This window comes from Leucobacter aridicollis (genome assembly GCF_013409595.1).
In the GTDB taxonomy this organism is placed as follows: Bacteria; Actinomycetota; Actinomycetes; order Actinomycetales; family Microbacteriaceae; genus Leucobacter; species Leucobacter aridicollis.
The window spans coordinates 255,373-281,678 of sequence record NZ_JACCBD010000001.1 but is presented as its reverse complement, the minus strand read 5'-3'; the positions used below and the strand labels follow the sequence as shown (position 1 = coordinate 281,678).

Below are 26,306 nucleotides of genomic sequence, written 5' to 3'. Positions count from 1 at the left end.
GCGTTACTAGTTCGGTCCCCGTTCATCAGCAAGACCGTGCCCCCAGCAGAGCAACAACTTGCCCAGATGCTCCTTGTTCTCGGGCTTTGGTTCAGCATCACCTGGTCTCGGATTGACAGACTGCGAGCATGCCAACGCAAGCGCGGAGACGTGATTCGACGCAACCAGCGAGCCATCGGTAACGGGCACTGAGTACAGCCCCCTCTCACCAACGAAGTCATCTCTGTCGACCACGTGGTGCAGCACGGGCAGGCCGACAGACACTGCGTCAAACTCGACCGACGAATAGTCTGTGATCAGAACGTCTGCTACCGCGAGCAGATCCTCAATATCATCACTAGAGACATGTATGTTTTGCTCGACCTCATTTTCTCTCTGCGCGGCCAGATAGTCGTGGTCTTTAAAGATGATCTGCCAGCGTTCCCCCAGCTTCGCTGAAAGCTCTTGAAGGTCAAGGAGATAGCTAGAGTCATGGTTTTCCTGGGAGGCTCGATAGTTTCGGTCCCGCCAAGTCGGCGCGTAAAGGGCTACGAAACTAAGCCCATGATTTAGCCCTTGTGCTGTCTCCCGCAGAGGCAAAGCGGCTTCCGAACGAGACTTCCGATAGCGGCTTAATCGAGACACCCTTGGGTACTGAGCACGAAGCATCGCTTTCTCTTCAAGCAGAAAGGCCGTCGAGAATCTCTCCGCAGCGAGATCTCCGTCAACGACAAAGTAGTCCCAACGCTGAATGTCCTTGTACTTATTGACCTTGTGAGCGGGGCGAGCCTTGGTGATTTCGCGCTCATGCGAGTCAAAGAGCATCCGTTTGATCGGCGTTCCGTGCCACAGCTGGATCCACTTGGATCCAGGATTCTTCTGGATCGATGCAGGTACCCAGGTTTCAGCAATGACGAACTCAGAATGCTGCGCGGCTCGGGTGAACGCAATCGATTCAGGCCGCACCCGGAACTCAGCGGGGACCCGGGTGTCAACCGTCGCAAAGAGAATCTTCCGCTCCGCGAACCTTTCGTCTGCCCGAAGCTCTTCGAACAGTGCCCTGGAATTCCCCGTGTACCTGTAGTCGAATCCTAGAAAAAGGATGGTGCCCGGTCTCACCTTGGGCGTCTTCCCCGAGATAACCGTATTCATCGTGCGAACTGGGTGCCGAAGGCGACGCTTGATCTTTCTCGCAGCGGAGATGGTCTTCTTTGCCGGTGGAGCGAGCCGGTCTTTACTCTCAACGAGCCGTTGCAGCACGGCATACCTCTGGCGCTCGAAGACACCCAGCTTGAGGCAGAGCTTTGTCAGCCAGCTTGTCTTCCTGCCAAATACCCCGAACCGCAGTTCCTGGGCCCCGAGTAGCGCAACGAATTCGCGGGCGTACTCCTCGCGCAGCGCCGGCGGGACTCGGCGACCGTAGTAGATCGAGAACTTCTCGAGATGGTACTCCGCAAGATCCCCCAACGTCGTCTCGAATCGCGGAGAGAGCCGTTCGAAGCTCTTTCGCACTGCGGAAAGATGGTCACGCATGTGTCGCGGAGTATCAGCCCCGACCTTTGTCGAGGATTGCGGGTTGGCCTGGATTGCGTAGAGCGGCGAGTGAACCAGCGAAACGCTCTGAGCCAGGGAGAATACCTGAGCGAGGAACGGGTTATCCTCGTAGATCTGCCCCTCTTCGTATCGGAGACCGTGCTCTTCAAGAAAGCTTCGCCGGTAAAGGTTTGTGACGCTGAAGTAGCTGTGCATGCGGAAGAGCTGCTCACACTCGGCACCCTCCAGCATCCGTTGGTGCCAGAACGGCTCAATGTTGTAGTAATCGTATTTGCCAAGATGATCGGGTTTCGTCTTAATGAACTTCCAATCAAAGTGCACAAGATCCGACTGATCGAGCTCAGCCCGCTCAGTAGTCACCTGAAGGGTGACGCGCTCAATTAGATCGTCCGCATCAACGAACAGAATGTACACACCCCGGGCTTGAGCCAGTGCGGTATTGCGTGCCGCACCCTGCCCTGCGTTCTCCTGGCGAATGACACGAATCACTGGGAAGCGCGAGGCGTAATCGTGAAGGATCTGCGGACTTGCGTCCGTTGATCCGTCGTCGACGATGATCACCTCGAAATCAGGCATCGTCTGCCCCAGAACGGAGTCAAGGCAGCGTTCCAAGTACTTCTCGCCGTTGAACACCGGAATGATCACGGTAGCAAGCGGGGTTTTGCTAGGCGCAGTTCTTCCTTGGTCCACGTTGCTCTCCCCTGCCGCAGCCTCACGAGTGAATGAGGCACTCCCCCATATGCAGAGAGCCTAGCGCGCGATTCACCTACCCGTGGCAGGCACAAGAGCACACCGAGCATCCGCCGTGCAAACCGTTGCGGCAGTCGAGCGTGCGGTACGCGGCATCGTCCGACCCGAGGTCAAGGAGGCGGTGCAGCAGCTTTCTCATGCCTCCATTACGTCAGAGTCAGGTTACGAGAACCCTACGGGCGCCTGAACGACTCCTGCGCACTGCCTGAGCGCGGTCGGCGCGGCCGCCGCGGCACGAGCGCCGCGAGCGCGACACCGATCCACCCGCCCAGCGTATTCGCCACGATGTCCGAGACATCGGCGAAGCGCTCGGGCAGGAAGAGCAGCTGCACCAGCTCGATGCCGGTGGAAAGCGCGAGCGGGAAGAGGATCGCGGCCCACAGCCACCGCCCCGACCCGAGCAGCGCGAAGAAGAACCCGAGCGGCACGAACATGATGATGTTGGCGGTGAACTCGAGCTCGAGGTACCCAAACGACTCGGGCAGGCCCATCCCGTGCAGCACGCTGAGGAACGCGCGAGTGTCGTCGCCCCGCCCGCGGTCAACTGGGGTCGGGTTGAGCGTGATCGCAAGCGCGACGCAGAGCACAGCCCCGAGACCGACCGCCCCGACCCACTGCCGCCGCGACAGGCGTCGGCGGAGCGCGGCGGGCCCAGCCTGCGCCTTAGGCTGCGGCTCAGTCACATCGGGCTCCCAACAATCACGGAAAACAAGCAACCCGCAGTTTATCCGGGCACCGGCTGGCAATCCTCTCGGTGATTGGCGATTGCTATGAGCCTCGGTTACCCTGAAAGCTGCCGAATCTGCGGTGCCTCTGCTGTCAGCCGAGCGCCGTCGCGCCACGCCTACACCGAGGGAGCCCCGTATGGGTGACAACCTGACCGAGTTCGAGAAGATGCTGTCTGAGGCGTCAGAAGACGCCAAGAACGCGCCCCCGAAGAAGCGCCACGGCCTGCGCAACACCTTTATCGTGATCGGCTCGATCCTCGCGCTCATCGGCATCGGCGCCGGCGTCGCCTACGCGATGCTCAACAGCGCGTACAACAAGATCGAGCGCGTTGAGACCGTCGACCCGGCCCTTGAACGGCCGGCCGCTGTCGAACCGCCCGCGGGGAAGAACGCGCCGATCAACGTGCTGCTGCTCGGCTCAGACTCCCGCGACACCACCGACCCGAACGCGAAGGCTGAAGACTTGAAGGGCTTCCGCAGCGACGCGATCATGGTCGCCCAGATCTCGCCGAACCGCGACCACGTCACCATCATGTCGATCATGCGCGACAACTGGGTACAGATCCAGGGTCACGGCGAGGCAAAGATCAACGCCGCGGTTGCCTTCGGCGGCATCCCGCTCGCCGTGAACACCGTCGAGAACTTCATCGACGCCCGCATCGATCACGTCGCGCTGATCGACTTCGACTCGTTCAAGGGCCTCACCGACGCCGTCGGCGGCGTCACCGTCGACAACCCGATCGCGTTCACCTCACACCACGGCAGCTTCGACTTCCCGCAGGGTAAAATCACCCTGAGCGGCGAAGAGGCGCTCGGCTTCGTGCGCGAACGCTACGCCTTCACCGACGGCGACTACCAGCGCGCTCGCAACCAGCAGATCTACCTCAAGGGCCTGCTGTCGCAGATGCTCAGCAAGGAGACGCTCACAAACCCGGGCAAGATCACGGGGACGTTCGACGCGCTGAGCCCGTACCTCATCGTGGATCAAGATCTCACGCTGACGACGGCAGCCGGCCTCGGCTACGACATGCGCAACATCCGCAAGGGCGACATCTCGTTCTTCACGAGCCCGACGCTCGGCACCGGTACCTCCGGCGACGGCCAGTCGATCGTACTGCCCGACTGGACAGAGATCGAGGTGCTTCGGGCAGCGATGCGCGACGGCACGCTCGACCACTACGCGAGCACGCGCCAGGCGGGCTAGGAAACGGAAACAACGATGGCGGCCTGGGGCTGATCCCGCGTTCGCGGAACCGGCCCCAGGCCGCCGTATTCGTGTCAATGTGCTCTGACCTCACCCATCTCGTACTGGCTTACACGCCGGTCCCATAGCGGCCTGTTGAAGGGGTCGTTTCGACGTGCGCTACGAGAGCCTATGGGGTCAATCTGCGCGACGATGATCTCTTCGCCCCCTCCGGCCCGTGCCAACGGCCATCCGGTGTGATCGGCGATCATGCTGCTTCCGATGAACTGCTGCCCGCGCTCGATGCCGTACCTACTTGCAGCTGCGACATACATTTGATTGCTGTGCGCGCCTGCGGTGACCATGAGGTGCGCAAGGGGCGGCATGTCTGCGGGTTGGTGTGGGTTGGGTACCCAGTCGCTCGGAGCGAGAACCAGGTCGGCGCCCGCCACGGCCAGCGATCGAAAGCTCTCAGGTACCCACGCGTCGTAGCAGATCAACATCCCCACCCGTCCAAACGGGGTTTCGGTAACGGGGTACCCAAGGTTGCCTGGATCAAACGCCAGGTTCTCCGAGTTCCAAAGATGGACCTTGCGGTAGAGCGATTCGACCCCGTTTGGACCGACGAGCACCGCGCTGTTGTACAGCGCGCCCCCGTCTGCCTTCTCGCCGAAGCCGCCGCTGACCCAGACGTTGTGCTCCATGGCCACCTGTTCCCAGGCGCGAATTGTCGAGCCGGTGAGCGGTTGCGCAGCAGCCGCAGACTCTGCCCGGTCGGCGAACGCCCAGCCCCCACTCGCACACTCCGGAAGGACAATAACGTCCGCTCCGAGCGCTACCGCGCCCCGGATAGCTTCCACAGTCATGTCGGTGTTTGCTTCAATGTCGCCCAGAATTGGGTCCGTTTGCGCGCACGCTACGACGATGCTGGTACTCGAGCGTTCGCCCGGGTCAACCATCGGTTTACTTCCCACCCTCGGTGAGAGTAACCGTCATCGGTTCGAAGTCAGCACCGATCAAGTCGACGTCACTTTCCTCGAGCAGACCGAGTGCTGCTGTGTGAACATCGGTCCGGAAGGCGTCCGCATCAGGCTTCTCCGAAATCACTCCACCAGCCAAGGCTATGTCGATCGTCTGGTCCCAATCAGCCTGCTTGAGCGTTCCGATCTCTGCCGTTGCCCCATCCCAGATGAGCTTGTTGATCTCATTCATCATCCACATCTGGTGGCTCTCTCCGAGCGCGCTGCCCCGTTCGAGAACGTAGCCAACGCACTGCTTGGCGTCGTCGCGGCACGAAGCCCACCCCTGATAAGTTGCGGCGAGGAATCGGGCCGCGATGTCAGCGTTGTCGCCTTCGTTGAGCCACTTTCCTCCCGCGTAGATCCCGTCCTCCAGTGTCTGGTAGCCGAGCTCCTGGAGGTTAATGACAGAGAAGTCCTCGGGCTGGTAGAGGTCGCCCGTGTCTGGGTTCTTCGTGGCGAGCAGCTGTGCATACTCGTTGTACGTCTTCGCCTGAACGACGTCAGCTTCGCGGTTCAACAGCAGTGACATATCGAACGGCTGCTGGACGACGTCAAAGTCCTTCTCGAAGTCGACACCCTCGCCTTCGAGAGCCGATCTCAAGGTCAGGTCGTTGCCGCCGCCCCAGGAACCAACCTTCTTCCCCACAAAGTCCTGGAGCTTTTCGATCCCGGAGTCGGCCCATGCCACTTCGAGATACGCTCCGTGCTGAAAGATCTGCGAAATGTTCACAATGTCCGCGCCCTCTTCCCGAGAGGCCATGCTCTTCACCACGTGACTCACCGCAAACTGCGCGTTGCCTGACGCGAGAACCTGTTGGGGCACGACATTCGTGCCTCCCTCCTGAATCGTCACGTTCAGGCATTGATCCGCATAAAATCCCTCCTCGGCAGCGGCAAAGTACCCGGCGAACTGCGCCTGCGCGACCCACTGCAGCACAACGGTGACGTTGTCGACCTTTTCGCAATTCTCATTTGCGGGCTGACTCGAGCTTCCCGGGTCCGACATACCCGAGCAGCCAGCAAGCCCGACAACGAGGGCTGACGTTGCCCCAAGCGCGAGCAGAGTCCGGCTAGAGAGGTGTTGCATCTTCATTGATGTCTCCTTTAATTGAGGTACAGAACTTCGGTATAGGTATTTACAAAACTGTCTGCTGCCATGGCACAAGCACACGGCCCACCAGCAGCACGACTCCGTAGGCGACCAGGCCAAGAATGCTCGCTGCGAATACAGCGGCCCAAGTGAGAGTGAACTGTGAGAGCGCTGCGGAGTTCGCAATCATCACACCGAGGGCGTTCGCTGTGCCGCCAAAGTACTCGGCAACAATGATGCCGATCACCGAGAGCGTCGCGCCGACCTTCAGACCGTCGATGAGCGAGGGGAGCGCACCTGGGATCCGAACGTAGAGCAGAAGTTGGCGACGCGAGGCGCCAAGAGAGTCAAGGAGCTCCCGGTGCAACGGATTCACCGCCAGCAGCCCTCTTGTGGTGTTCACCATCACTGGGAAGAACACCATGATCGCCGCAACGGCAATCTTGGAGAAAATGTTTGTGCTGCCAAACCACGCGTTAAAGATCGGTGCGAGAGCAACCACGGGGGCGCAGCTGAGTATCGCAACGAGAACAAGCGCCGTCTTCGCGAATCGTTCGAACAGACTCACAACGAGGGAAGCGACAATCGCCAGGCCGGCCCCAAGCAGGATCCCGCCAAAGACGCCCACGGTGGTAACACGAGCTGCTGACACGAGCGCACCGAAGTCAGAGAAGAACCGGGCAACGATCCCTGATGGTGCCGGCAGAATGTACGTTGGCACGTTTGCGCCTCGCACGATCAATTCCCACCCCACCAGCACGATGAGGCCAACAACGAGAGCGGGAACGGCGGCTTTGAGCTTAGGGAGTTGCCCGAGTCGGACCGTTGGCTGTCTCCCGATCCCGATTGCCTGTGTTGCGGTCATCAGACACCCGCCACAGTCGGTTCGAGTACGGAATGCAGCGCCTCGCGAACATGAGTCTCGGCGTCATGAAACGCCTCGCTCGAACGAGTGTCATCGACCCGCGGGTACGGCAGGTCAATGGGGATGCGCGTTGCGATACGCCCTGGGCGTGGGGACATCACGACTACCTCGGTGGAGAGGAACGTGGCCTCAGAAACGCTGTGCGTAACGAACACGATCGTCGTGCCAGTCTCACGCCAGATTCGCAACAATTCTCTCTGCAGATACTCACGGTTCATCTCGTCGAGGGCCCCCAGCGGCTCGTCCATCAACAAGATCTTGGGCTCGAAAGAAAGAGCACGGGCGATTGCGGCTCGCTGCTGCATTCCGCCCGAGAGCTGACGTGGCCTGTGGTTCTCGAATCCGTCCAACCGCACGAGCTCGAGCAGCTCACGAGCCTTTGACGCGCGCTTTTGCGCACTCACGCCTGCAACTTGCAGCGGGAGCTCTACGTTTTGTTGAATGGTGCGCCAGTCCATGAGTCCCGGCTGCTGAAAGACCATGCCGTAATCACGGTCGCGACGGCTCGTCTTTGCACTCTTGCCAAAGATTTCAACCGCTCCCTCGTCAGGGTCAAGCAGGTCACCAATGAGCCGCAACAGGGTGCTCTTACCGCATCCGGAAGGGCCGAGTAGCGAGACAAAGGCCCCCTCCTCGATATCAAGGTTGATATCTGCGAGTGCCGGGATTGCCTGGCCAGACACGTGAAAGGTCTTACTGGCGTTTGTGATGGAAATTGCGTTAGCCATTGACGTTCCTCTTTCTCAGTACGAAGAGTTCTACGAGAGTAATGATTTGCACGAAGACAACCCCACCGAGAGAGGCCACGAGTACCGCGGCGAAAAGTGTCTCCGGAGAGTTGCTGTAGTAATACGCGGCTGTAAGGATGGCCCGGCCAATCCCCAGCCCCGTTCCCGCGGACAGCTCACCAACGATTGCACCAATCACCGACGCGGTCGCAGCCAGCCGCAAACCAGTGAACAGGCTTGGCACCGCGGAGGGGAAACGCAGCCACCACAAGATCTGCCAGCGCGAGGCCGAGACGCTCTGCATCAATTCCACTTGCACAGGGTCAGGGCTGTTCAGCCCAGTAAGCATATTGATCACAACGGGAAAGAATGAGAGGTACGCGGCAATGATGGTGACGGCGACCCAGCTCGGGAGCCCAGCAGCACCCGCCCAGACAACAATGATCGGTGCCAATGCGACAAGCGGGATGGTTTGTGACATTACGAGCCACGGAAGCAGCCCGCGACTCAGAACTACGACCTCGCGAAGAGCAACTGCCAGGACACAGCCGATAAACGCGCCTATGACGAGCCCAATTCCGGCCTCGCGGAGAGTGACAGAGAGCTGGGTAAGTAGATACCCAAACAGCGTCTGTCCGCCCCCTCCGCTTGTGGGCTCAGCCAGCGCCCCAAGAATGACTCCGACATGGGGCATGGCGTAGTCAGAGCTTGAGATTGGCAGCGGAATCTGCGTGAACGGAACCTTGTCTCCGGTGAGCGTTCCAAGAGCCTTATACCCTTCCCATAGCAGCACAACTGACAGGATCGCAACGAGAACGGTAATTATGAATCGATAGACCGCTTGAATACCTTGACGGGAAGGCCCTCGCGGCTTTTCCCTAAATTCCTTATTTTGACTGGCTAAAGGCCGAGCCAATGTGGTCTGCGCCATTGCATCCCTTTCAAAAGTGAACCATTGGTTCTATTTATGGTAGCCGACGGCTCCGGAATCCGCAGCTACGAATCTCATCACATTTCGATCACACAGCTTTGTGCGCCGAACGGGGTTCGATTCTTGCGCTCAGGCCGCGGGGTTCTCGGAGAAAAGGTCGATGGTTGACCCCCACCGAAGTGCCCGCAAGTTCTCGAGTGTGTCGAGGTCATTGCGCAGCACGCTGTCGGCCGGCAGCCTGACCGGTGCGTACCCGAGGGCCAGGTGGCGCGCGGCAGAACCCACCCCAAACCCAACCGGGCGTCGGCTGCCTGCACGCAAAGTAAGAGCAGTCGTTCCTGTTCCGGCACGATCCGGAATGTAAACGTCTTTGCCCCCGGTTGGCAGGTCGGCAAGGAGCGAGTCCACGGCCTGAGGGTTGATCCCGGGAAGGTCAGCATGGATCACCAGACGTGGGGCGTGGGGACTGCGCCTGGCAGCTAGCGCGAGCCCCTCGCGGACGGCCCCGTTGAGCCCGCCCCCAACCTGCTGCACAAGGAAGGTCACTTGAGCATCTGGAAAGTGCTCCTGAACTGCAACGTCAGACACGACGATAACCTCGTCGACTTGCGCCGCACGTTTCAGGGTTCTCACGCATCCCTGGGCAAGACGCCGCGCAATATCCGACACAGTTGAAGCGGGCAGGTCGGGTCGCAACCGTGATTTCGCAGTGCCAAACCCGCGAACAGGAACGATAGCGGTCCACCCAGTCGCAGCGTCCATCGGCCTACTCCGCCCGAGGGTCCAGCACCTTGCCCGCCGCAACTGCGGCGAGTGCGGACCGGTACCCTTCTTCGAAAGCCTCTTGCGTTCCGAGGGAGAAAAGATCCAACTCGAGGTCTCGGTTGATGTGCCGGGCGCGCTGATCAGTCCCAGGAACAACATACTCGCCCAACCCCCGCACGAGGGCTACGGGGATTCCGGCTGTCTTTCCTTTCACGAGGTCTGAAGCAGCTGCGATCTCATCAGCGACGCAGCGTTGTGTGACCGTAAGCGGTTTCCCTGCGGTGTCCTTGCCTCCCCGCTCATCTGCGTAGAGGGCAACATTCGCACTTCCGATCGCAATGTCAGTTTGCCCGTAGCGCCACGGCCGACCGACAGTGTCCGTGATCACGATCCCAAGATCAATGCCGAGTGCGTCTCGAAGTTCGTTCGCGAGCCTTCGAGCAGACGCATCAGGATCCTCGGGGAGCGCGAGCACCCAGTCTCCAGCGACATTGCTCGCGTCCACGCCCGCGGCTGCGGCAACCACCCCGAGACGGTTTTCGACGATTGCAGACGCGTTGGGACCGCGCATACGCGCAACAACGCGGACCGTGTCTCGTTCGATGAGTTCGGCGCGTTCCGAGGCAGGGACGAAACAGCCCTCAACCTTTGAAACAACCTTGCTTGTGACAGCAAGCACGTCACCGTCATCAACCGCAATTCCAACGAGAGAACGAACAATCTCCGTCGCGAGTGAGTGGTCCGGCGTGAATTCGGGCAGACCAATAAGCGGAATAATCTCTAACCCAGGTGTTCGTTGCATGCGCCTCGCTCCTTTGCGATACGTGAGTTGTGGAGATCGCGGGGAGCCTGGGGGTTCCGGCTCCCCGCGCGGGCGATCAGAACCCCGCGGGAACCTGCGGCGTGAAGATCGTCTTGTAGTGCAGGTACGGGATGATTGCTTCCGCACCGAGCTCGAAGCCCACCCCTGAGTTCTTCCTACCCCCGAACGGTGCACCAATGTCGAAGTTCGACATGTTGTACGCAACGGTCCCAGTCTCAATGCGCCGCGCGGTTTCGATGCCTAGGGTCTCGTCGGCGGTGTAGACGGCGCCCGACAGCCCGTACTCCGAGTCGTTGGCGAGATCGATTCCCTCCTCGAGGTCCCCGCTGTAGCGCGTGATCGATACAGCCGGGCCGAACACCTCTTCGCGGAAGATCGTCATGTCGGGTGTTACATCTGCGAACACGGTCGGCTCGACGAAGAACCCTCTGCCGGTCACTGCGTTCCCGCCCGCAACAGCCCGGCCGCCTTCCTCGCGCGCGATCCGGTAGTAGCGTTCAATGGATTCGCGGTGCCCTGCGCTCACGACCGGCCCAATGACTGTCTCCGGGTCAAACGAGTTCCCTACTTTCCATCGGTTCACCTCGGCCGCGACAGCATCGACGACATCGTCGTACAGCACATCGGGCACGATAAGGCGTGAGTTGTTCGTGCAGGCCTGTCCGTTGTTCGAGAAGCTCAAGTCGTGCAACTCGGAAATGAGCGTATCGACGGAAGCGTCCTCAAGCAGCAGCGCTGCCGATTTTCCACCAAGTTCGAGCGTGACTGGCTTCAGGTTCTCGCCACACATACGCCCAATCTTGCGACCGACGGGCGTCGAGCCAGTGAACGCGATCTTGTCGATCCCGGGATGTCCGATGAGGTGGTCACCCGTCGCACGGTCACACGGCAGGATGTTGATCACGCCTGCCGGAATGCCCGCTTCGGCCGCCGCATCAGCAATCAGAAACGAGTTCAGTGCGGTGAGCGATGCTGGCTTGATCACGGCGGTGCATCCAGCGGCGAGCGCAGGAGCAAGCTTGAAGAACAACGTGCTGAGCGGAAAGTTCCAGGGCGCGATCATCCCGACGACACCGATGGCCTCGCGGCGCACAAGCGAATGTCCTCGGCCGGCCGGCCGCAGATCCTCCAGCTCAGTTGACGCGATGATGTCGGCGTAGAACCGCAGAAGCGACGAAGCAGTGTCGGCATTGCTGAACCGCGAACGCTCGAATGGAGTTCCGACCTCTCGCGAGATGAGACCGCCAATCGCGTCCCGTTGTCGTTCAATCGCGTCGGCGAACCGACGCATTACGGCGGCTCGCTGCTGGGGCGAATACCCCGCCCATCCATTGCGATCGTTGAGCGTCGCGCGCGCCGCTGCCACCGCACGATCGACCTCTTCTGGGCCCGCCAGAGCGTAGCTCCCTAGGTGTTCCTCGGTATTCGAGTCGACGTTCTCCCCGCGGCTGGAAGTGCTTGGCGTGACCCACGACCCTCCAACATAGAGTTCATTCCGTTCCATTGTTTTCTCCGTGTTCTGGTGGCGAACGGTCTCTGCTGCCACCCAAATCTGTCAGTTGCTAGCCGGCGACAAGTTCTTCGCGCAGCTGTTGGGCTCGGTGCACTTCAGAGACAGCAAGCACTGTCGCAGCCGCGCGGAGATCTAGATCCTCGTTGTCGGCGAATGCTTTCACCCGATTCCAGGCAGAAAGCATTCGCTGCTGCAGACGCTCCTCAACAACCTGCTCACTCCAACGGTATCCCTGGTTGGCCTGTGCCCATTCGAAGTACGACACCACAACACCGCCTGCATTGGCGAGGATATCGGGGACAACGATAATCCCTCGTTCGCCGAGAACTCGGTCTCCCTCTGGCGTGGTTGGCCCATTCGCGCCTTCCACAACGATGCGTGCCCGAACAAGATGAGCGTTGCCCTCGTGCAACACGCCTTCGACCGCAGCGGGAACGAGCAGGTCTGCCTCATCAAACAAGACCGAGTCCCGCTCTCGGGCTGTCGCACCAGCGAAGCCCTCGAGGCGACCATGCTCTCCAACGTGAAGCTGCAGTGCGGGAATGTCGAGGCCGTCCACATTGCTCAGAGCTGCAAACTCATCACTGACCGCAACGACCCGCACTCCTGCCTCGTGCAGGAGCTGCGCAACTCCCTCTCCGACCTTGCCAAAACCCTGCACGATCGCGGTCGCACCAACCGGCTCACCGAGTTCCTCGCGGACCGCGGCTAAGGCGATCTCAGTCACGCCACGCGAGGTAGCGAGTGCCCGGCCTAGCGATCCGCCTAGCTCGAGCGGCTTCCCAGTGACAACACCGTGAGCAAGGTGCCCCGCGACCACCGAATACTCGTCAAGAATCCAAGCCATGACCTGTTGATCTGTGCCGATGTCGGGCGCGGGGATGTCTTTGTCCGGCCCAAAGACATCTGCAAGCTCGCGTGTATAACGACGTGTCACACGCTCCAGCTCTGCTTTGCTGAAATCGCGGGGGTTAATCGCTAACCCGCCCTTTGCTCCGCCGTAGGGAATTCCGAGCAACGCGCACTTCCAGGTCATCCACATGGAGAGCGCCCGGACCTCATCAATGTCGACGTTCTGGGAGAACCTAATGCCGCCCTTTGCCGGGCCAAGCGCAGTATTGTGATGCACTCGGTAGCCCGTAACGATGCGGCTGCTGCCATCATCCATGCGCACCGGGAACGACACGGCGACCTCTCGTTTGCAATGGGCATACGCTTGCCGCACCACATCACTCAGTCCTAGGTGTTCAGTAGCCTGTCGCAGGGTGCGGAGCGCCGCCTCGTGGGGCCCAGTACGAGCCTCGTCCACCGCGGCGGCCGACAACGTTGCACTAGCCATGTGCGACCACTCCCCTCAGGTTCCGGCCCTTTCGGAGATCCTCGAAACCCTCATTGATATCCGACAGCGAGTACTCCCGCGAAACAAGCTCATCAAGCTTCAAAAGCCCCCGCTTATAGAGATCAAGCAGCAACGGCACGTCTCGCCGCGGGTTGCACGAGCCATAGATCGTTCCGCGAATCGTCTGCTCTCTGAAGATGATCTGTGTGCCTGGCAGTTGCACATTCTTCTCCATAACGTCCTGCGACATACCGGCGAGGACGAGTCGCCCCCGGGTTCCGAGCGCTCCATAGGCCGCCGTCACGATTGCTTCGATCGTGTTGCCGGTACAGACAATTACGGCGTCCGCGCCACCAACGACACCGTTGATCTCGCGAACGTACTCAGCCGCGTCATCCATCGACTGGAAGGTCCGACTCGCGCCAAAAAGCGTGGCAGTTTCGAGCTTCGCCGGGTTCGTATCCACCATGATGACTTCTCGCGCACCAGACAGACGGGCTCCCTGCACGGCGTTCACTCCAACGCCGCCGCCGCCGAGAACGACTACGACGTCGCCAACAGAGACCTCTGCGGCATGCACTGCGGCGCCCCATCCAGTCAGCACCCCGCAGCTCGCAACCGCGACGACGGATAGCGGGATCGAGGGATCGACTGCAATAAGTGAGCGTTCTGATACGACAGAGAACTGTGCAAACGTACCGAGCCCACAGTTGGCTGCAATCGCTACACCGCCTGTTGAGAAGCGGTACAGACTCCGGTCTGCCGCGCCGGGGGCATTTGCGGATTGTGTACAGAGGTTCGAATGGCCGGTGACGCACCAATCGCATTGACCACAGGTGGGCACAAACGCGGCCGCAACGTGATCTCCGACAGCCAGACTCGTGACTCCCGGACCGAGTGCACGCACGATTCCCGCCCCCTCGTGTCCGCCGACGGCAGGGAGCTCGCCGAGCCCGCCGTGCCTGAGATGCTCGTCTGAAAAGCACAGACCCGCATGAGTAAACTCGACGAGCACCTCCCCCGCCTGCGGTTCTGCGAGATTGATCTCGGCAACCGTCCAATCCTCGCCTGCGTTGAGCACGGCCGCTGCTGGTGTTTTCATTGCTGCTGTCCTTTGTGTGATGTCGTAGATCGGAGGCCTGTGTCAGACTTCGGTTTCTGCAGACTTGGTGCTGCTGGTGGCGCTGTACCTGGCAGCCGGTTCCTGCATCCCCGGCACCTGGATTGCTCCCGTACCAGGCTGTCCCGTTGCTCGATCAGCCTCATCGAGCGCGAACGAAGCGGGCGGGAATGCCTTTGAGAGCAACAGGTGCACGAGCAGTCCGGCAAGGAAAGCGACTGCCCAGTTGAGGTCGAACAATGGCTTGAGTGCGGGAATCAGTCCGTCTTCCGGGAAAGGTCCGCCGGTCGCCGGGTCGGAGTACGCACCGCCTATCGATAAGACGAGCGCAACGGCCATAGCGGTGAGGGCGCGCCAGTTGAAGCCGCGGGTGTAGGTATATCGCCCCCCGTACTGGTAGAGCTCTTCGACATTGAGGTAACGCTTACGGTTGATCCAATACTCAGTTACAAGAATCCCGCCGACAGACCCGAGGAACGCACCCGTAAGGCCGAGCCACACAAAAATGTAGAGGTTGGAGCTCGCCATAAGATTCCAGGGCTGCATGAGAATCGCGATCACACCAGTGATGAGTCCGCCCATCTTGAAACTGACGAAGCGCGGAAATGCATTCGAGAAATCGTACGCCGGGCCGACCGTGTTCGCAGCCACGTTGACGGCGACCGTCGCAACGATGACACACAGCAGGCTAAAGAAGACAACGATCGCGTTCGGAATCATCCCGACGAGCTCAACAGGGTCCCAAATTGGACGACCCCAGACCTCAACCGTCGCAGCCGTGGTCAGAGCGCCAATGGTTGTGAAGACGACGACAGTGGGAGTAAGTCCAACAGACTGGCCAACAATATGTGCCTTCTGCGAGCGTGCAAAACGAGTGAAGTCCGAGATGTTCACTGACATCGTGGCGTAGAAGGCGATCATGCCCATAAGCGCGCCGGGGAAAATCTTCCAGAACTCCGGCCCCCAGCCGAGTGTGGAGTGTGGGGTCAGCACGGTTCCGAGATCTCCCGCGAGGTTCATCACCCAGATCATCAGGATGAACGCGACTACAAGGATGAGCGGCGCGGCCCAGTTCTCAAGTGTTCGAATCGACTCAATACCTCGAAGAACGAGGCCCATCTGAATGAGCCAAAAGATGCCGAACGACACCCACATCGTCCAGGGGTGGCCTCCGATCGGCGTGGCCTCTGACCACCAACTGCCAAAGAATACCGAGCTCAAGGTAAAGATGGCTTGTCCACCGACCCAGGTCTGGATCCCGAACCATCCGCAGGCAGACAGAGCCCGAATGATCGCAGGGACGTTGGCTCCGCGAATTCCAAATGCGGCCCGCGCGATGATGGGAAACGGAATCCCGTACTTCGCACCAGCATGGCTGTTAAGAAGTAGGGGGATCATCACGATCAGGTTGCCAAGCCCGATAGTGCCAACGGCCTGCACCCAACTCATTCCCATGTCAATGAGCCCGGATGCAAGGTAATAGGTCGGGATGCCGTGGGCGATACTCATCCACAGCGCAGCATAGTTATAGGTGTGCCAGGTGCGGCCTGCCAACGGGACGGGCGCAAGGTCATCGTTGTAAAGGCGGCTCGTCTCAATGTTTTGGGTCGATACGAGCTCAATGCGCCCGGTTGAATCTTCGTTGATTGTCATGAAAACCTCTGAGGTGAAAGTCTGTTGTGTGTGGGTCGGCCGTCTTCGGTGACGCCGCCAACCCGAGTCGGACGACGCGCGCATGAAAACGCGTGTCGCCCAGCTCGGCTAGTACTGCTCAGTCAGGGCCGAGTAGAGTTCTGGCCGGCGGTCGCGGAAGAACGGACGTCGCATGCGCGAAGCACGCATCTCATCGAGATCGACTTCCGCGACGGCGACCCCTTCCTCACCGTCAGCGACCTGCGCGAGCACGGTGCCGTCAGGCCCGTAAACCGCGCTCAGGCCAAAGTAATCCTTCGTGCCTTCGAGACCGACCCGGTTCGAGCAGATCACAAAGAACTGGTTGAAGGCGGCGTGCGCCCGGAGCTCGAGCTGGAAGACCTCCTTCATTGGCGCAGAGGCGGAAGCAACAGGCACACAGAGCACCTCGCCACCAGCCATCGCAACGGCTCGAGACAGTTCGGGGAAGTGCCTCTCGTAGCAGATGATCGTGCCAACAGACACCTCACCTGTGTCGACAGCGGAAGGAGCTTCCTGACCAGGCCTGAAGTAAAACTTCTCTGGGAACCCATTCGAAAACGGAAGATGCGACTTACGGTAGGTATGACGCGCCTCGCCGTTCACAAACGTCACAGCGGTGTTGTGGAACACACCTGGCAGGTCAGTTCCTTCGAAGAAGGACGACACGATCGTGATGCCGTGCTGCGCTGATTTCACGCGCACGAGCTCATTCGAGGGTCCGTCAAAATCCTCGGCCCACTTGATGTAAGTGGGGTCTGGTTCAGGCTGCACGAAGGGAATCGCGAAGAACTCGGGCATGAGCACGACCTTCGCTCCTTGCGCGGCAGCCTCGTCGATAAGCTCACCGGCGCGCATAAGCGTCACCTCGCGGTCATCTGTCGCACGCAGTTGAAGTGCTGCCAGTTTCATTACTTCTCTCCAGTCTCTGGGACGCCGGTGAGCGCCACGCTCGAATTGGTGCGGTACTTCTTATTCACCGAGATGAGCACCGCAGTGAACGGTTCAAGGTGCCGCGCTAGCCGAAGCGCTCCAACATCGATGCCACGACCGCCAGTCACGAGCGATGCGAGGCGCATCACCTCTGCCTTCCCCGACTCGTCGTTGCCGCAAACGAGCACGTCCTCGTGGCTCAGGTCAGTCTCTACCTTGTGCAGGTTGACTGCCGAGAGGTGGTGAAACGCCCCCGTCACATTTGCTTCGGGAAGCAGCCTCGCGGCTTCCTCGGCTGCGCTCAGGTCAGGGATTTGTGTACCAACCGGACCTTGTTTGTCGAATGAGAGCGGGTTCACGCAGCTCACCACGAGCTTGTGCCCGATGACGTCAGCAAGTCCGCCTACGAGTTCTTCGTGTCCTTTATAGGGCACAGCGAGAATAACGGTGTCAGCGGAGGCCACTGCGTCCCGGTTGTTCGCTCCGGTTATTACTCCCAGCGGCGCGTGCTCGGAGGTGAGTTTGGCAGCTTCGCTCGCTGCCCGCTCACCGTCGCGTGATCCAAGGATCACGGTCTCACCAGCAAGGGCGAGTCGCAGCCCGATCCCGCTTCCCTGGGGTCCAGTGCCCCCAACAATTGCGATGGTCATGCCGCTTCCCTACTGCAGCGCTTCGGTGATGTTGACGAGCGTCGTACGGTGGTCTCCGTGAGTCGAGAGGACAGGCACTCGCACCCCTGCCTCACGGTATTCTTCGAGCTTCTGCACGACCGTGTCCGTCGACCCGCAGGCAGTGACGTTCTGCACGAGCTCGTTGGGGACGAGCTGCATCGCACGTCGGATATCCTCCTTCGTTGCAGGCCAACCAGCGATCTTTTGAATCTCTTCGACAAGCTCCGGTTCGACGCCCGAGTGCGCGGCAATATGCGGCTGCTGCATCAGGTACAGGGTCAAGAAGGCTTTGCAGTGGTCGATCGCTTCCTGCGGGTCCTTATCGTTCACGCTGCACGCGATGATCTGTGTCAGATCGATCTCTGTCTTACCGTCTGTTCGCTTCGCGAGGCCGGCATCAATCGCTTGCTTCGCGCCTTCGAGGTAGGAGGGGGGCAGCAGGAAGTCCATGTGTACGCCGTCAGCGATCTCACCCGATAGTTCAAGCATGCGCGGGCCGACGGCACCGACATAAATCGGTACTGGAACCTCAGTGTTCTCGCGATACATGCTGTCGAAGCGAACACCGTCGATCGTGTAGAACTCACCATTGAAAGTCACAGTGTCGTTGTTGAAGAGCTGCTTGAGGATCGTAATGTATTCGCGCATCGAGGCGACAGGTTTGCGGATAGGCGCGCCAAGCTTCGTGGCGAGCGGTTCCCACCACGCACCAATGCCGAGAATCGCGCGACCGGGTGCGACTTCGTCGAGCGTCTTGAACGTCACACCCATGAGCGCGACGTTACGACTCTTATTGTTGACGACGCCGGTACCGATGCGAATCTGCTTGGTCTGTGAAGCAACAATCGCGGCGGGCACAATGCCGTCGCGAGCCATTCGGCCCTCTGCAACCCAGAACGAGTCGAAACCCTTTTCATCGGTGTACTGCGCGACCTCGTATGTCTCGGGGAGCGTCATCCGGTCGCCGACATGGATTCCAATGGGAAACTTCATTGTGATGCCTTTCGTGGGGTGCTCTGCCAACCTGCGTTGGCGGCAGTAAGCGGTGGGTTAGAAAAGTTGGGCTGCGCCGCGAGCGAGGTAGCGGCCACGGGTTGTCCGGGCCACCTCCTGCAGCTCACGGTCAAGGATCAGCGTCCGCCCACGGCTCATGACCGTTACGGGAAGGCCGCTTACGCGCATACCCTCATAGAGGTTGTAGTCGGTTCGGGAATGTCCACCCGCAGCGGTGATCGTGTGGTCTGCCTCAGGGTCCCACACCACGATGTCCGCGTCTGCTCCGACGGAGATCGTTCCCTTGTTGGGGTACATTCCAAAGAGTTTGGCGGGTCGAGCAGCCGTGATCTCGACAAACCTGCAGAGGTCGAGCGCTCCGCCTACGACGCCGGCTTCCCAGGCGACCATCATGCGGTCTTCGAGTCCGGGCACCCCATTCGGAGTCTTCGGGAAATACCCTGGAGACCGAAGCTTCTGCGGAGGCAAGTCCTCGGGCTGCTCCATACAGAACGCAGCATGGTCCGTCGCGAGCGTCGAGAGTCCGTCAGCACCAAGGTATTTCCAGAGGGCGGCCTGATTTGCTCGTTCACGAATCGGTGGTGAGCAAATGTAACCAGCGGCCCGCTCCCCCAGCTCTTGATAATCTTCCAGCGCGGTGACGAGATACTGCGGGCAAGTTTCACCCCAAACGGGCAGGCCCTCACTGCGCGCAGCTGCAATTTCGGCCGCAGCCTGCTCGCTCGAGACGTGGACAACGTACAGGGGCGTGCCCACTTCTGCAGCGAGCACAATCGCCCGGTGAACCGCCTCAGCCTCCTGGGAATGGCCGTGAGCATCGACGTGGTGAATCTCGGCAGTCTTCCCTTCATCCAGAAGCTGCTGAGCGGCCCGGTTCACCATGTGCCCGTTTTCAGCGTGCACCATCGGGAACGCACCGAGCTTGAGAGCGAGATCCATTCCAGCGAGAAGCTCGTCGTCTTCAACCATCTGCGTACCCGGGTACGCCATAAAGAACTTCCAGCTCGACACGCCTTGCTCGGTGAAGAGCCGAACAAGATCGTCGTGGACATCCGGCTGCTGAACCAATGGCGGCACGATCGCATGCAGTCCAAAATCGACAATACTCTTGGATTCTGCGATCGAGCGCCGCTCAACAAAAGTGTCGAACAGCGAAGCGTCTGGGCGCTTCTTGACGAAGTCGATAAAGGTAGTAGTGCCACCGAACGCAGCGGCAACCGAGCCTGTCGCGAAGTCATCAGCCGTACGCGTCGTAAAGCCGTCAATTGGATACTCAAGGTGAGTGTGAACGTCGATTCCACCAGGCAAAATGTACTTCCCGGTTGCGTCGATCGTCTCGTCAGCATCCCACGCTTGCTCAACCCCGATGCCAACGATCCGTTCGCCGCGCACCAGCACATCAGCACGGACGAAGCCTTCCGCATTCACCACGGTGCCACCGGCGATGAGTGTAGTGTGCCCCGCGTTTGTCGCTGATTCCATCGTCATGATGCGGGGCCTCCCGCAGTGTCGTAGTGCACATCGGCGATGTCGAGCACCTCGTCGAGGGTCTCGAGCGCCAAGTCAATCTCCTCGTCGTTGATCACGAGGGGCGGCGTAAGCCGAAGCACATTGAAGTTCGATGCCAGGTACAGCCCCTTCGCCATTGCAGCCTTGTTGATCTCCTGCATCGGCTTGGCGGCTTCCCCAACCGCGTTGAACGGCACGAGCGGCTCGCGGGTGTCACGGTTCCGAACTAGTTCGAGCCCGTAGAACAGTCCACGCCCACGAATGTCACCAATAGACGGGTGGCGTTTCGCAAGTTCAGCGAGGCCGGCTCCAAGTCGCTCGCCCTGGCGCCGCGCGTTGTCGACAACCCCTTCTTCTTCCATGATTTCGAGCGACGCGACAGCGGAGGCGCACGCGAGAGGATGCCCCGCATAGGTGAGCCCTCCCCAGAATTTATTGTCCTGAAGCCAGTCAGAGATCTTCGACGAAACTGTCATCGCTCCGAGAGGGACATACCCTGAGTTGAGACCCTTTGCGGTGATCAGAATGTCTGGGGTAACGCCCCAGTGGTCACAGGCGAACAGCTCACCCGTGCGACCGAAACCAGCCATCACTTCGTCGAAAATGAGGATGATGCCGTACTTGTTGCACACCTCACGAATCGATCTCAGGTAGTTCTCACCAGGGTAGATGAGGCCGTTAGTCCCAGTGACTGGTTCGAGAATGACGGCGGCAACCGAGTACGGGTCCTCGAACTGCAAAATCTCTTCCAGGTGCGGTCCACCAGAGCAGACGGGACACGGGGAGGGGTGGCCCGCCGGGCACCTGTAAGTGTAAGGATCAAGCATTCGGACCACGCCCGGCATCGAGGGCTCAGCGTGCCAACGACGCGGGTCCCCGGTCAAGGCGATCGCGCCCGCGGTCGCCCCGTGGTAGGAGCGATATCGCGCAACAATCTTGTTGCGCCCCGTGACATGGCGCGCGAGTCTGATGGCGTTCTCGTTCGCAGCGGCACCACCTGTGGTGAAGAAACTCATCTTCAGGTCACCTGGCGTAATCTCTGCGAGTTTCTGCGCCAGACGGGCTCGCTGTTCCTCGGCAAATCCCGGCCCGATGTAGCACATCGTGTCAGCCTGATCTTTGATCGCCTGCACAAGCTTGGGGTGCTGGTGTCCAAGATTGCTGTTTACCAACTGCGACTGAAAGTCCAGGAAACGATTGCCATCGTAATCCCAGAACCAGGATCCCTCGGCGCCTTTGATGGGGCGGGCGTTGAGACCACCCTGCTTCGACCACGAGTGGATGACGAACTCACTGTCTGCCGCGACGAGCTCTTCTTTTGACCATGCGACTGCGTTCATAATTCTGACTCTTTTCGTCGGTGCCTTCGCCGTTAGGCGATGCTCACGGGAGCCTCGGCCCCGAAGGTCGCGAGACGAGCAAGCGGCCGCCCCGAATTCGCTGCGATGCAGGCGACAACAATCTCGTCAGCGCGCGGGGCATCTTCAATGCGGAAGGTGACCGTCTGATGATGCGAACGCGTCTTGGCGTCAGTCTTGTGCTTCAACGGAACGTCGATGGAAGCTCCCTGCAAGCCAATCTTTTCCGCTGCAGGCAACAGTTCCGTTCCGCCGGCTGCACGCCGGAATACGTTGCCAAACCGCAGGTTGTGGATCAACGCAGATCCGTGCTCGGTTTCGCCGTCGACGCCCACCAACGCTGCCTTACCAAAGGCCTCAATCTCATCGTCCAAGAGTCGAACGCATTCGGGGCCAAGTAGTTCCCCGATCGCTTCACCAAGCTCGTCAGCGAGCGTGACGACGTCTTCAACGTAGCCCGCGCCATACGGGTTCGCAATGACGGCCGCTGCAACTGCAACACGGTGTGGTTTGGCGAGCTGCTGACCGTTCTCGCTATGGATTTCCTCGACCAAACGAACGAGTTTGCGGATCTGTGGTGACATCATGTCCTCCCTGACATTAGCGACGTGAATACAGTGAACCATCGGTTCATAATTTTTGCAAGCTCATTTTTCCTAAACCCTTGAGCCCCGAGCAATCCACACTATCCACCACGGGTGCCTTGCGCTATCCTTTAAATTCCTCAGACTACGAGGCACCAACGAACCCCCGCGACCCAGCGGCCAACTCAAGGCATTGGTTTTCAACGATGAAAATTGAAACGAACCGTCGGTTCAAATATACGGTCTCACTTCTCACTGTCGGCGCTCTAGCGCTTCTCCCTGGGTGCTCATCACTCTCTCCGGAGGCCCCCGCACAGGTCACTCCAGGGCCAGCTTCCGCCATAGACAACTGCGGGTTCACTGTTGAACTCGACGTCCCGCCTGAGCGCGTGGTCACCGTGAAATCAACGCCGCTCGAACTGCTGCTGGCCCTCGGGCAGTCAAGCCGCATCGTTGGCTCCGCGATGCTTGATGGTCCCGTGCCGCAGGGCCTCGCACCAGCAGGGTGGGAACCGAATGTGCTGGCAGACCAGCTTCCCAGTCGTGAGGTACTCCTTGCCGCAGAGCCCGACTTTGTGTTCGCTGGCTGGGAGTCGAACCTCGGCCAGGACGGGCTGGGTACTCGAACGGAGCTCCTGGGTCTCGGCATCAACACCTACGTTGCTCCACCCGCCTGCGTGTTTGGCAGCGAGAGCTCCGATCCACTCGAGTTCGATGACGTATTCGACATGATCTCGGAGGTCGGGGCGATGTTCGATGCAAGCACCGAAGCAGAGTCAATCATCAGTGATCAGCGCAGCAGGCTGAAAGCTATTCCAAAGAACGACGGCGCCCTATCCGCCCTCTGGTTTAGCTCTGGCGAGGACGTGCCGTTCGTCGGCGGTGGCACTGGAACTCCCAGCATGATCATGCGGGCAGCCGGTCTCACGAATGTTGCAGAGTCGGAAGCGCAAAGCTGGTTCAGCATGCCCTGGGAGAGCCTTGTCGCAAGCGATCCCGATGTCATCGTGCTGGTAGACGCGCCATGGAACTCCGCGGAGAAGAAGCGTGCGTTGCTCGAAGGTCACCCAGCAGCCAGCTCGATGCGCGCGGTGAAAGACGAGCGCTTTATCGTTGTCGACTTCGCAACCACGGAGGCCGGCGTGCGAAACATCGACGCCGTCGAGTCAATCGCAAACGCAGCGGCCTCACAGTGACAAGCGAGCAGGTGCGTCAACGCGGGCAGGCAGCTTCACCGCGGGCAACGTCCGCAAGGTCACGCTTCGCCGTTGCCGCCGCCCTGTTGCTCGCAGCGCTCCTTGCCTCGCTTTTTCTTGCCGCTTCTGTCGGAGCAGTCCCTATCCCCTGGCAAACGCTTGCCTCGGCGATGAGCACTGATCCCACCTCTTGGAGTACCCAAGAAGTCATCCTGACGCAAGTCAGGCTTCCGCGCGTACTCACAGCGGCATGTGTTGGCGCGGGGCTCGCGGTCTCCGGGGTTGCATTACAAACGGTGCTTCGCAACCCGCTCGCTGAGCCCTATCTACTCGGCGTATCCTCGGGAGCCTCGCTTGGAGCGGTCTCAGTCATTCTGCTTGGGCTTACACTCGCGCTCCCATTTGCAGCCTTCGTGGGCGGAACACTCGCGCTCACCGTCACTCTCTTCCTCAGCGGTAGTCAACGCCGATCATCGTCGGAAAGAGTGATTCTTGCCGGAGTGGCCACCACGGCACTGTTCAGCGCATGCACTTCTTTCATCATTTTCCAATCCCCCGACAGCGATAGCTACCGCCAGGTACTGCACTGGCTACTCGGGTCGCTTGGCGGCTCAAACTGGAGCACCGTCTTGATCGCGGCCGTCACACTAGCTGTCTTCGGGTCGGCGTTGGCGGCATCATCCCGTTTGCTCGGAGTATTCAAGCTCGGTGACAACGACATCGAGTCGCTAGGAATCAATGTGCGGGTCTCACGGGCGTGGGTTCTCTCCCTCGCGGCGCTTGTCGCGGCAGGAATGGTCTCGGTCTCTGGCGCGATCGGCTTTGTCGGTCTTATCGTCCCTCACCTTGCTCGACCGTTTGCCTCTGGGAGCGTCACGAAGCACCTTGTGGCCTCTGCACTCATTGGCGCGTTGCTTCTCACGTGGGCTGACACGCTCTCACGCATCGCGGCGCAACCACAAGAGCTTCCGGTCGGGATCACGACTTCCGTGCTCGGCGCTGTCGCGTTTGGAGTCATCATGTTTCGGCAGCAGAAAGGACACTCATGACTCTTCACACGCTCCCCTTCTCAGCAAGCCGAGGGCACGACTTTAAGCTCTCCGTTCCCGCGCTCGATTTCCGCCCTGGCGAGATCTTCGGGCTCCTCGGCCCGAACGGCGCCGGGAAAAGCACACTGCTCCACAGCCTCGCAGGGCACCTCCCGGAGTCTCATCGGGCCGTCTCGTGGGATGGCGTTTCTCGAGCCCAGCTCGGGCAACGCGAGTGGGCAAGGCGCGTTGCGTTCGTCGCGCAGGACTCCACTGCCCCTTCGGATCTTTCGATTCGGCAGTTCGTACAGCTTGGCCGCGTCCCGTTTACTGGTTGGCTCCGCCCGACCACCCGAACGGACAGGTATGTCGTCGATCACGCGCTTGAACGATGCGGGCTCGACTCCGTTCAGCACACACCGATCGACAGACTCTCCGGCGGCCAGCATCAACGGGCGAAGATTGCTCGTGCGCTCGCGCAGGAACCACGCGCCCTCCTCCTTGACGAGCCGACGAATCACCTCGATCTTGCGGCCATCCGCGACACAGTCGAGCTTCTTCGCACTCTCGCGAGCACCAGTGTTGCACTCATCGTCAGTCTGCACGACCTCGACCTTGCCTCGGTGTTCACCGACCGTGCCGCCATCGTGAACTGCGGCAGCATTGTCGCGGTGGGGCCAACGGCAAGTGTGGTCACGCCCGCGATGATTCAAAACCATTGGGGCGTGGACATGATCCACACCAGTGACGGGAGCAGAAGCCGCTACCTCCTTCGACACGACTTCCCACCTCGCATTTCGCAGGCCACAGAGGCTGCACAACTCGCAGGGACCCGCGACGATCCCCCGGCCGCCTTGCGCGCGCCAATCGAACCCTTGGAGGCACTGACATGACCCGAAATATTACGTTCCTTAGCGGAGGCGTTGGGGGCGCAAGGTTCGCCAGAGCGCTCCATTCGTGGAATGAAGCTTCCGGTCGTCCGTTCAATTGCACGGCGATTGTGAATGTGGGCGACGATTTCACTCACATGGGCCTGCGCATCTCTCCCGACCTAGATTCGGTGGCTTATCACCTTGCTGACATGGGAGACAAGGGACGCGGGTGGGGAAGGGCCAACGATTCAACCCGAACCATGTCCGAGATATCGCGCGTTCTTCCCGAGGAGGGCTGGTTCCAGCTCGGTGACTTAGATATCGCCCACAATCTCATGCGCACGCAGCTCCTCGAGAACGGCCATTCGCTCAGCGAGGCGACCCGCCTCCTAAACTCTCGCTACGGCGTCAGCTTCACAGTACTTCCAGCAACGGATGACCCCTCGCCAACAATCGTCGAGCACACTGCCTCAGCCCCCATGTGGTTTCAGGAGTGGTGGGTGCGGAACCAGGCGAATCCCTCACCAACCGCGTTCGCATTTCCCCACGCTACGGATTCAAAGCCCGCGCCTGGCGTGCTCGAATCACTTGCCACTGCCGACATCATCGTGATCGCCCCCTCCAACCCAGTCGTCTCAATCGATCCGATTCTTGCAATACCCGGCATTCGTGCGGCTATCGCCGAGGCCGCGGCGCCGGTGATAGGACTCTCACCGGTTATCGGTGGCCGCCCGGTCCGGGGATGGCTCGACCGCTGCCTTGCCGTCGTTGGCGTCGAATGCACTGCACCTGCAGTCGCGGCGCGGTACGGTGACCGCTCCACCGGTGGATTGCTCGATGCTTGGCTTGCAGACCCCATTGACGAGAACCTGCCAAACACGTTTGCTGGGCTCATTACACATGTGCCGCTTCTCTTCAGCCAGGACGAAGCCGACAACCGCATCATTGACGCACTCATGGAGTCCGTGACGACGCTCACAAACGCCTCCAAAAGTGGACTATCGGTTTGATATAGTGCGA

Annotated in this window: 24 protein-coding genes and 1 pseudogene; 5 read left to right on the top strand and 20 right to left on the bottom strand. The window is 60.2% G+C overall.

Annotated elements, in window-relative coordinates:
- Positions 1 to 6: 6 nt before the first annotated feature.
- Positions 7 to 2,178 carry a CDP-glycerol glycerophosphotransferase family protein gene (locus tag BJ960_RS17100; RefSeq protein ID WP_185985933.1) on the bottom strand — a complete coding sequence of 724 codons (2,172 nt, stop codon included), beginning with the start codon at positions 2,176 to 2,178 and terminating at the stop codon, positions 7 to 9.
- Positions 2,179 to 2,456: 278 nt separating this feature from the next.
- Positions 2,457 to 2,966: a VanZ family protein gene (locus tag BJ960_RS17095; protein WP_185985932.1), complete on the bottom strand. Its 510-nt coding sequence runs from the start codon at positions 2,964 to 2,966 to the stop codon at positions 2,457 to 2,459.
- A 181-nt stretch (positions 2,967 to 3,147) separates the two neighbouring features.
- On the opposite strand from BJ960_RS17095, the gene BJ960_RS01240 reads away from it, so the two are divergent.
- On the top strand, positions 3,148 to 4,215 hold the full coding sequence (locus BJ960_RS01240) for an LCP family protein (RefSeq protein WP_237463728.1): 1,068 nt from the start codon (positions 3,148 to 3,150) through the stop codon (positions 4,213 to 4,215).
- 74 nt (positions 4,216 to 4,289) lie between these two features.
- On the opposite strand, the gene BJ960_RS01235 is transcribed toward BJ960_RS01240, so the two are convergent.
- The 18 genes and pseudogenes from BJ960_RS01235 to BJ960_RS01155 form a co-directional block, all read right to left on the bottom strand.
- Positions 4,290 to 5,153 (bottom strand): nitrilase-related carbon-nitrogen hydrolase, encoded by an 864-nt coding sequence (locus tag BJ960_RS01235; RefSeq protein ID WP_185985931.1) that lies wholly within the window; start codon positions 5,151 to 5,153, stop codon positions 4,290 to 4,292.
- Between the two features lie 4 nt (positions 5,154 to 5,157).
- Positions 5,158 to 6,309 (bottom strand): ABC transporter substrate-binding protein, encoded by a 1,152-nt coding sequence (locus tag BJ960_RS01230; RefSeq protein ID WP_185985930.1) that lies wholly within the window; start codon positions 6,307 to 6,309, stop codon positions 5,158 to 5,160.
- A gap of 43 nt (positions 6,310 to 6,352) precedes the next feature.
- The gene (locus BJ960_RS01225) at positions 6,353 to 7,171 is read right to left on the bottom strand and encodes an ABC transporter permease (RefSeq protein WP_185985929.1); all 819 of its coding nucleotides are present in this window, start codon (positions 7,169 to 7,171) and stop codon (positions 6,353 to 6,355) included.
- Positions 7,171 to 7,959 (bottom strand): ABC transporter ATP-binding protein, encoded by a 789-nt coding sequence (locus tag BJ960_RS01220; RefSeq protein WP_185985928.1) that lies wholly within the window; start codon positions 7,957 to 7,959, stop codon positions 7,171 to 7,173. Before BJ960_RS01220 ends, BJ960_RS01225 begins: the two co-directional genes overlap by 1 nt.
- Positions 7,952 to 8,890: an ABC transporter permease gene (locus BJ960_RS01215; RefSeq protein WP_185985927.1), complete on the bottom strand. Its 939-nt coding sequence runs from the start codon at positions 8,888 to 8,890 to the stop codon at positions 7,952 to 7,954. The genes BJ960_RS01220 and BJ960_RS01215 overlap by 8 nt, the downstream gene beginning before the upstream one ends.
- Before the next feature lie 129 nt (positions 8,891 to 9,019).
- Positions 9,020 to 9,652, bottom strand: coding sequence for a CofC family guanylyltransferase (locus tag BJ960_RS17325; protein WP_185985926.1), 633 nt, complete (start codon positions 9,650 to 9,652; stop codon positions 9,020 to 9,022).
- 4 nt (positions 9,653 to 9,656) lie between these two features.
- Complete coding sequence (gene cofE / locus BJ960_RS01205; protein ID WP_185985925.1) at positions 9,657 to 10,457, bottom strand: coenzyme F420-0:L-glutamate ligase; 801 nt, start codon at positions 10,455 to 10,457, stop codon at positions 9,657 to 9,659.
- Positions 10,458 to 10,533: 76 nt separating this feature from the next.
- Positions 10,534 to 11,982, bottom strand: a complete 1,449-nt coding sequence (locus tag BJ960_RS01200) for an aldehyde dehydrogenase family protein (protein WP_185985924.1) — start codon at positions 11,980 to 11,982, stop codon at positions 10,534 to 10,536.
- A gap of 58 nt (positions 11,983 to 12,040) precedes the next feature.
- Positions 12,041 to 13,330, bottom strand: a complete 1,290-nt coding sequence (locus tag BJ960_RS01195) for a Glu/Leu/Phe/Val family dehydrogenase (RefSeq protein ID WP_185985923.1) — start codon at positions 13,328 to 13,330, stop codon at positions 12,041 to 12,043.
- Positions 13,323 to 13,910, bottom strand: a complete 588-nt coding sequence (locus BJ960_RS16520; protein WP_307814698.1) for a zinc-binding dehydrogenase — start codon at positions 13,908 to 13,910, stop codon at positions 13,323 to 13,325. The genes BJ960_RS01195 and BJ960_RS16520 overlap by 8 nt, the downstream gene beginning before the upstream one ends.
- Positions 13,911 to 14,039: 129 nt before the next feature.
- Positions 14,040 to 14,432 (bottom strand): annotated as a pseudogene (locus tag BJ960_RS17320) (alcohol dehydrogenase catalytic domain-containing protein); the annotation flags it as partial.
- Between the two features lie 42 nt (positions 14,433 to 14,474).
- On the bottom strand, positions 14,475 to 16,103 hold the full coding sequence (locus BJ960_RS01185) for an NCS1 family nucleobase:cation symporter-1 (RefSeq protein WP_185985921.1): 1,629 nt from the start codon (positions 16,101 to 16,103) through the stop codon (positions 14,475 to 14,477).
- A gap of 108 nt (positions 16,104 to 16,211) precedes the next feature.
- Positions 16,212 to 17,033: a carbon-nitrogen hydrolase family protein gene (locus BJ960_RS01180; protein ID WP_185985920.1), complete on the bottom strand. Its 822-nt coding sequence runs from the start codon at positions 17,031 to 17,033 to the stop codon at positions 16,212 to 16,214.
- Positions 17,033 to 17,704 (bottom strand): NADPH-dependent F420 reductase, encoded by a 672-nt coding sequence (gene npdG, locus BJ960_RS01175; RefSeq protein ID WP_185985919.1) that lies wholly within the window; start codon positions 17,702 to 17,704, stop codon positions 17,033 to 17,035. The genes BJ960_RS01180 and npdG overlap by 1 nt, the downstream gene beginning before the upstream one ends.
- 9 nt (positions 17,705 to 17,713) lie before the next feature.
- Complete coding sequence (locus BJ960_RS01170) at positions 17,714 to 18,718, bottom strand: LLM class flavin-dependent oxidoreductase (RefSeq protein WP_185985918.1); 1,005 nt, start codon at positions 18,716 to 18,718, stop codon at positions 17,714 to 17,716.
- Positions 18,719 to 18,775: 57 nt separating this feature from the next.
- The gene (gene hydA, locus BJ960_RS01165) at positions 18,776 to 20,227 is read right to left on the bottom strand and encodes a dihydropyrimidinase (protein WP_202229208.1); all 1,452 of its coding nucleotides are present in this window, start codon (positions 20,225 to 20,227) and stop codon (positions 18,776 to 18,778) included.
- Entirely contained in the window at positions 20,224 to 21,588 is a 1,365-nt protein-coding gene (locus BJ960_RS01160; RefSeq protein WP_185985917.1) for an aminotransferase class III-fold pyridoxal phosphate-dependent enzyme, read from the bottom strand. The genes hydA and BJ960_RS01160 overlap by 4 nt, the downstream gene beginning before the upstream one ends.
- 32 nt (positions 21,589 to 21,620) lie before the next feature.
- On the bottom strand, positions 21,621 to 22,190 hold the full coding sequence (locus tag BJ960_RS01155) for an amino acid synthesis family protein (protein ID WP_185985916.1): 570 nt from the start codon (positions 22,188 to 22,190) through the stop codon (positions 21,621 to 21,623).
- A gap of 389 nt (positions 22,191 to 22,579) precedes the next feature.
- On the opposite strand from BJ960_RS01155, the gene BJ960_RS01150 reads away from it, so the two are divergent.
- From BJ960_RS01150 to cofD, 4 genes are read left to right on the top strand one after another with little or no spacing between them, the layout of a single operon-like run.
- Complete coding sequence (locus BJ960_RS01150; protein WP_307814697.1) at positions 22,580 to 23,386, top strand: ABC transporter substrate-binding protein; 807 nt, start codon at positions 22,580 to 22,582, stop codon at positions 23,384 to 23,386.
- Between the two features lie 11 nt (positions 23,387 to 23,397).
- Positions 23,398 to 24,435, top strand: a complete 1,038-nt coding sequence (locus BJ960_RS01145; protein WP_342354342.1) for a FecCD family ABC transporter permease — start codon at positions 23,398 to 23,400, stop codon at positions 24,433 to 24,435.
- Positions 24,432 to 25,307 carry an ABC transporter ATP-binding protein gene (locus tag BJ960_RS01140; RefSeq protein WP_185985913.1) on the top strand — a complete coding sequence of 292 codons (876 nt, stop codon included), beginning with the start codon at positions 24,432 to 24,434 and terminating at the stop codon, positions 25,305 to 25,307. Before BJ960_RS01145 ends, BJ960_RS01140 begins: the two co-directional genes overlap by 4 nt.
- The gene (cofD, locus tag BJ960_RS01135; RefSeq protein ID WP_185985912.1) at positions 25,304 to 26,296 is read left to right on the top strand and encodes a 2-phospho-L-lactate transferase; all 993 of its coding nucleotides are present in this window, start codon (positions 25,304 to 25,306) and stop codon (positions 26,294 to 26,296) included. The genes BJ960_RS01140 and cofD overlap by 4 nt, the downstream gene beginning before the upstream one ends.
- Positions 26,297 to 26,306: the final 10 nt, after the last annotated feature.

What these genes read in the sequence shown, in the direction of transcription:
- BJ960_RS01185 (WP_185985921.1), bottom strand. Translation starts at nt 16,103, where the DNA reads ATGACAATCAACGAAGATTCAACCGGGCGCATTGAGCTCGTATCGACC.
- BJ960_RS01225 (WP_185985929.1), bottom strand. Translation starts at nt 7,171, where the DNA reads ATGACCGCAACACAGGCAATCGGGATCGGGAGACAGCCAACGGTCCGA.
- BJ960_RS01240 (WP_237463728.1), top strand. Translation starts at nt 3,148, where the DNA reads ATGGGTGACAACCTGACCGAGTTCGAGAAGATGCTGTCTGAGGCGTCA.
- BJ960_RS01155 (WP_185985916.1), bottom strand. Translation starts at nt 22,190, where the DNA reads ATGTCACCACAGATCCGCAAACTCGTTCGTTTGGTCGAGGAAATCCAT.
- hydA (WP_202229208.1), bottom strand. Translation starts at nt 20,227, where the DNA reads ATGACGATGGAATCAGCGACAAACGCGGGGCACACTACACTCATCGCC.
- BJ960_RS01200 (WP_185985924.1), bottom strand. Translation starts at nt 11,982, where the DNA reads ATGGAACGGAATGAACTCTATGTTGGAGGGTCGTGGGTCACGCCAAGC.
- cofE (WP_185985925.1), bottom strand. Translation starts at nt 10,457, where the DNA reads ATGCAACGAACACCTGGGTTAGAGATTATTCCGCTTATTGGTCTGCCC.
- BJ960_RS01170 (WP_185985918.1), bottom strand. Translation starts at nt 18,718, where the DNA reads ATGAAGTTTCCCATTGGAATCCATGTCGGCGACCGGATGACGCTCCCC.
- BJ960_RS01230 (WP_185985930.1), bottom strand. Translation starts at nt 6,309, where the DNA reads ATGAAGATGCAACACCTCTCTAGCCGGACTCTGCTCGCGCTTGGGGCA.
- npdG (WP_185985919.1), bottom strand. Translation starts at nt 17,704, where the DNA reads ATGACCATCGCAATTGTTGGGGGCACTGGACCCCAGGGAAGCGGGATC.
- cofD (WP_185985912.1), top strand. Translation starts at nt 25,304, where the DNA reads ATGACCCGAAATATTACGTTCCTTAGCGGAGGCGTTGGGGGCGCAAGG.
- BJ960_RS01220 (WP_185985928.1), bottom strand. Translation starts at nt 7,959, where the DNA reads ATGGCTAACGCAATTTCCATCACAAACGCCAGTAAGACCTTTCACGTG.
- BJ960_RS01195 (WP_185985923.1), bottom strand. Translation starts at nt 13,330, where the DNA reads ATGGCTAGTGCAACGTTGTCGGCCGCCGCGGTGGACGAGGCTCGTACT.
- BJ960_RS01235 (WP_185985931.1), bottom strand. Translation starts at nt 5,153, where the DNA reads ATGGTTGACCCGGGCGAACGCTCGAGTACCAGCATCGTCGTAGCGTGC.
- BJ960_RS01140 (WP_185985913.1), top strand. Translation starts at nt 24,432, where the DNA reads ATGACTCTTCACACGCTCCCCTTCTCAGCAAGCCGAGGGCACGACTTT.
- BJ960_RS01215 (WP_185985927.1), bottom strand. Translation starts at nt 8,890, where the DNA reads ATGGCGCAGACCACATTGGCTCGGCCTTTAGCCAGTCAAAATAAGGAA.
- BJ960_RS17325 (WP_185985926.1), bottom strand. Translation starts at nt 9,652, where the DNA reads ATGGACGCTGCGACTGGGTGGACCGCTATCGTTCCTGTTCGCGGGTTT.
- BJ960_RS01180 (WP_185985920.1), bottom strand. Translation starts at nt 17,033, where the DNA reads ATGAAACTGGCAGCACTTCAACTGCGTGCGACAGATGACCGCGAGGTG.
- BJ960_RS01160 (WP_185985917.1), bottom strand. Translation starts at nt 21,588, where the DNA reads ATGAACGCAGTCGCATGGTCAAAAGAAGAGCTCGTCGCGGCAGACAGT.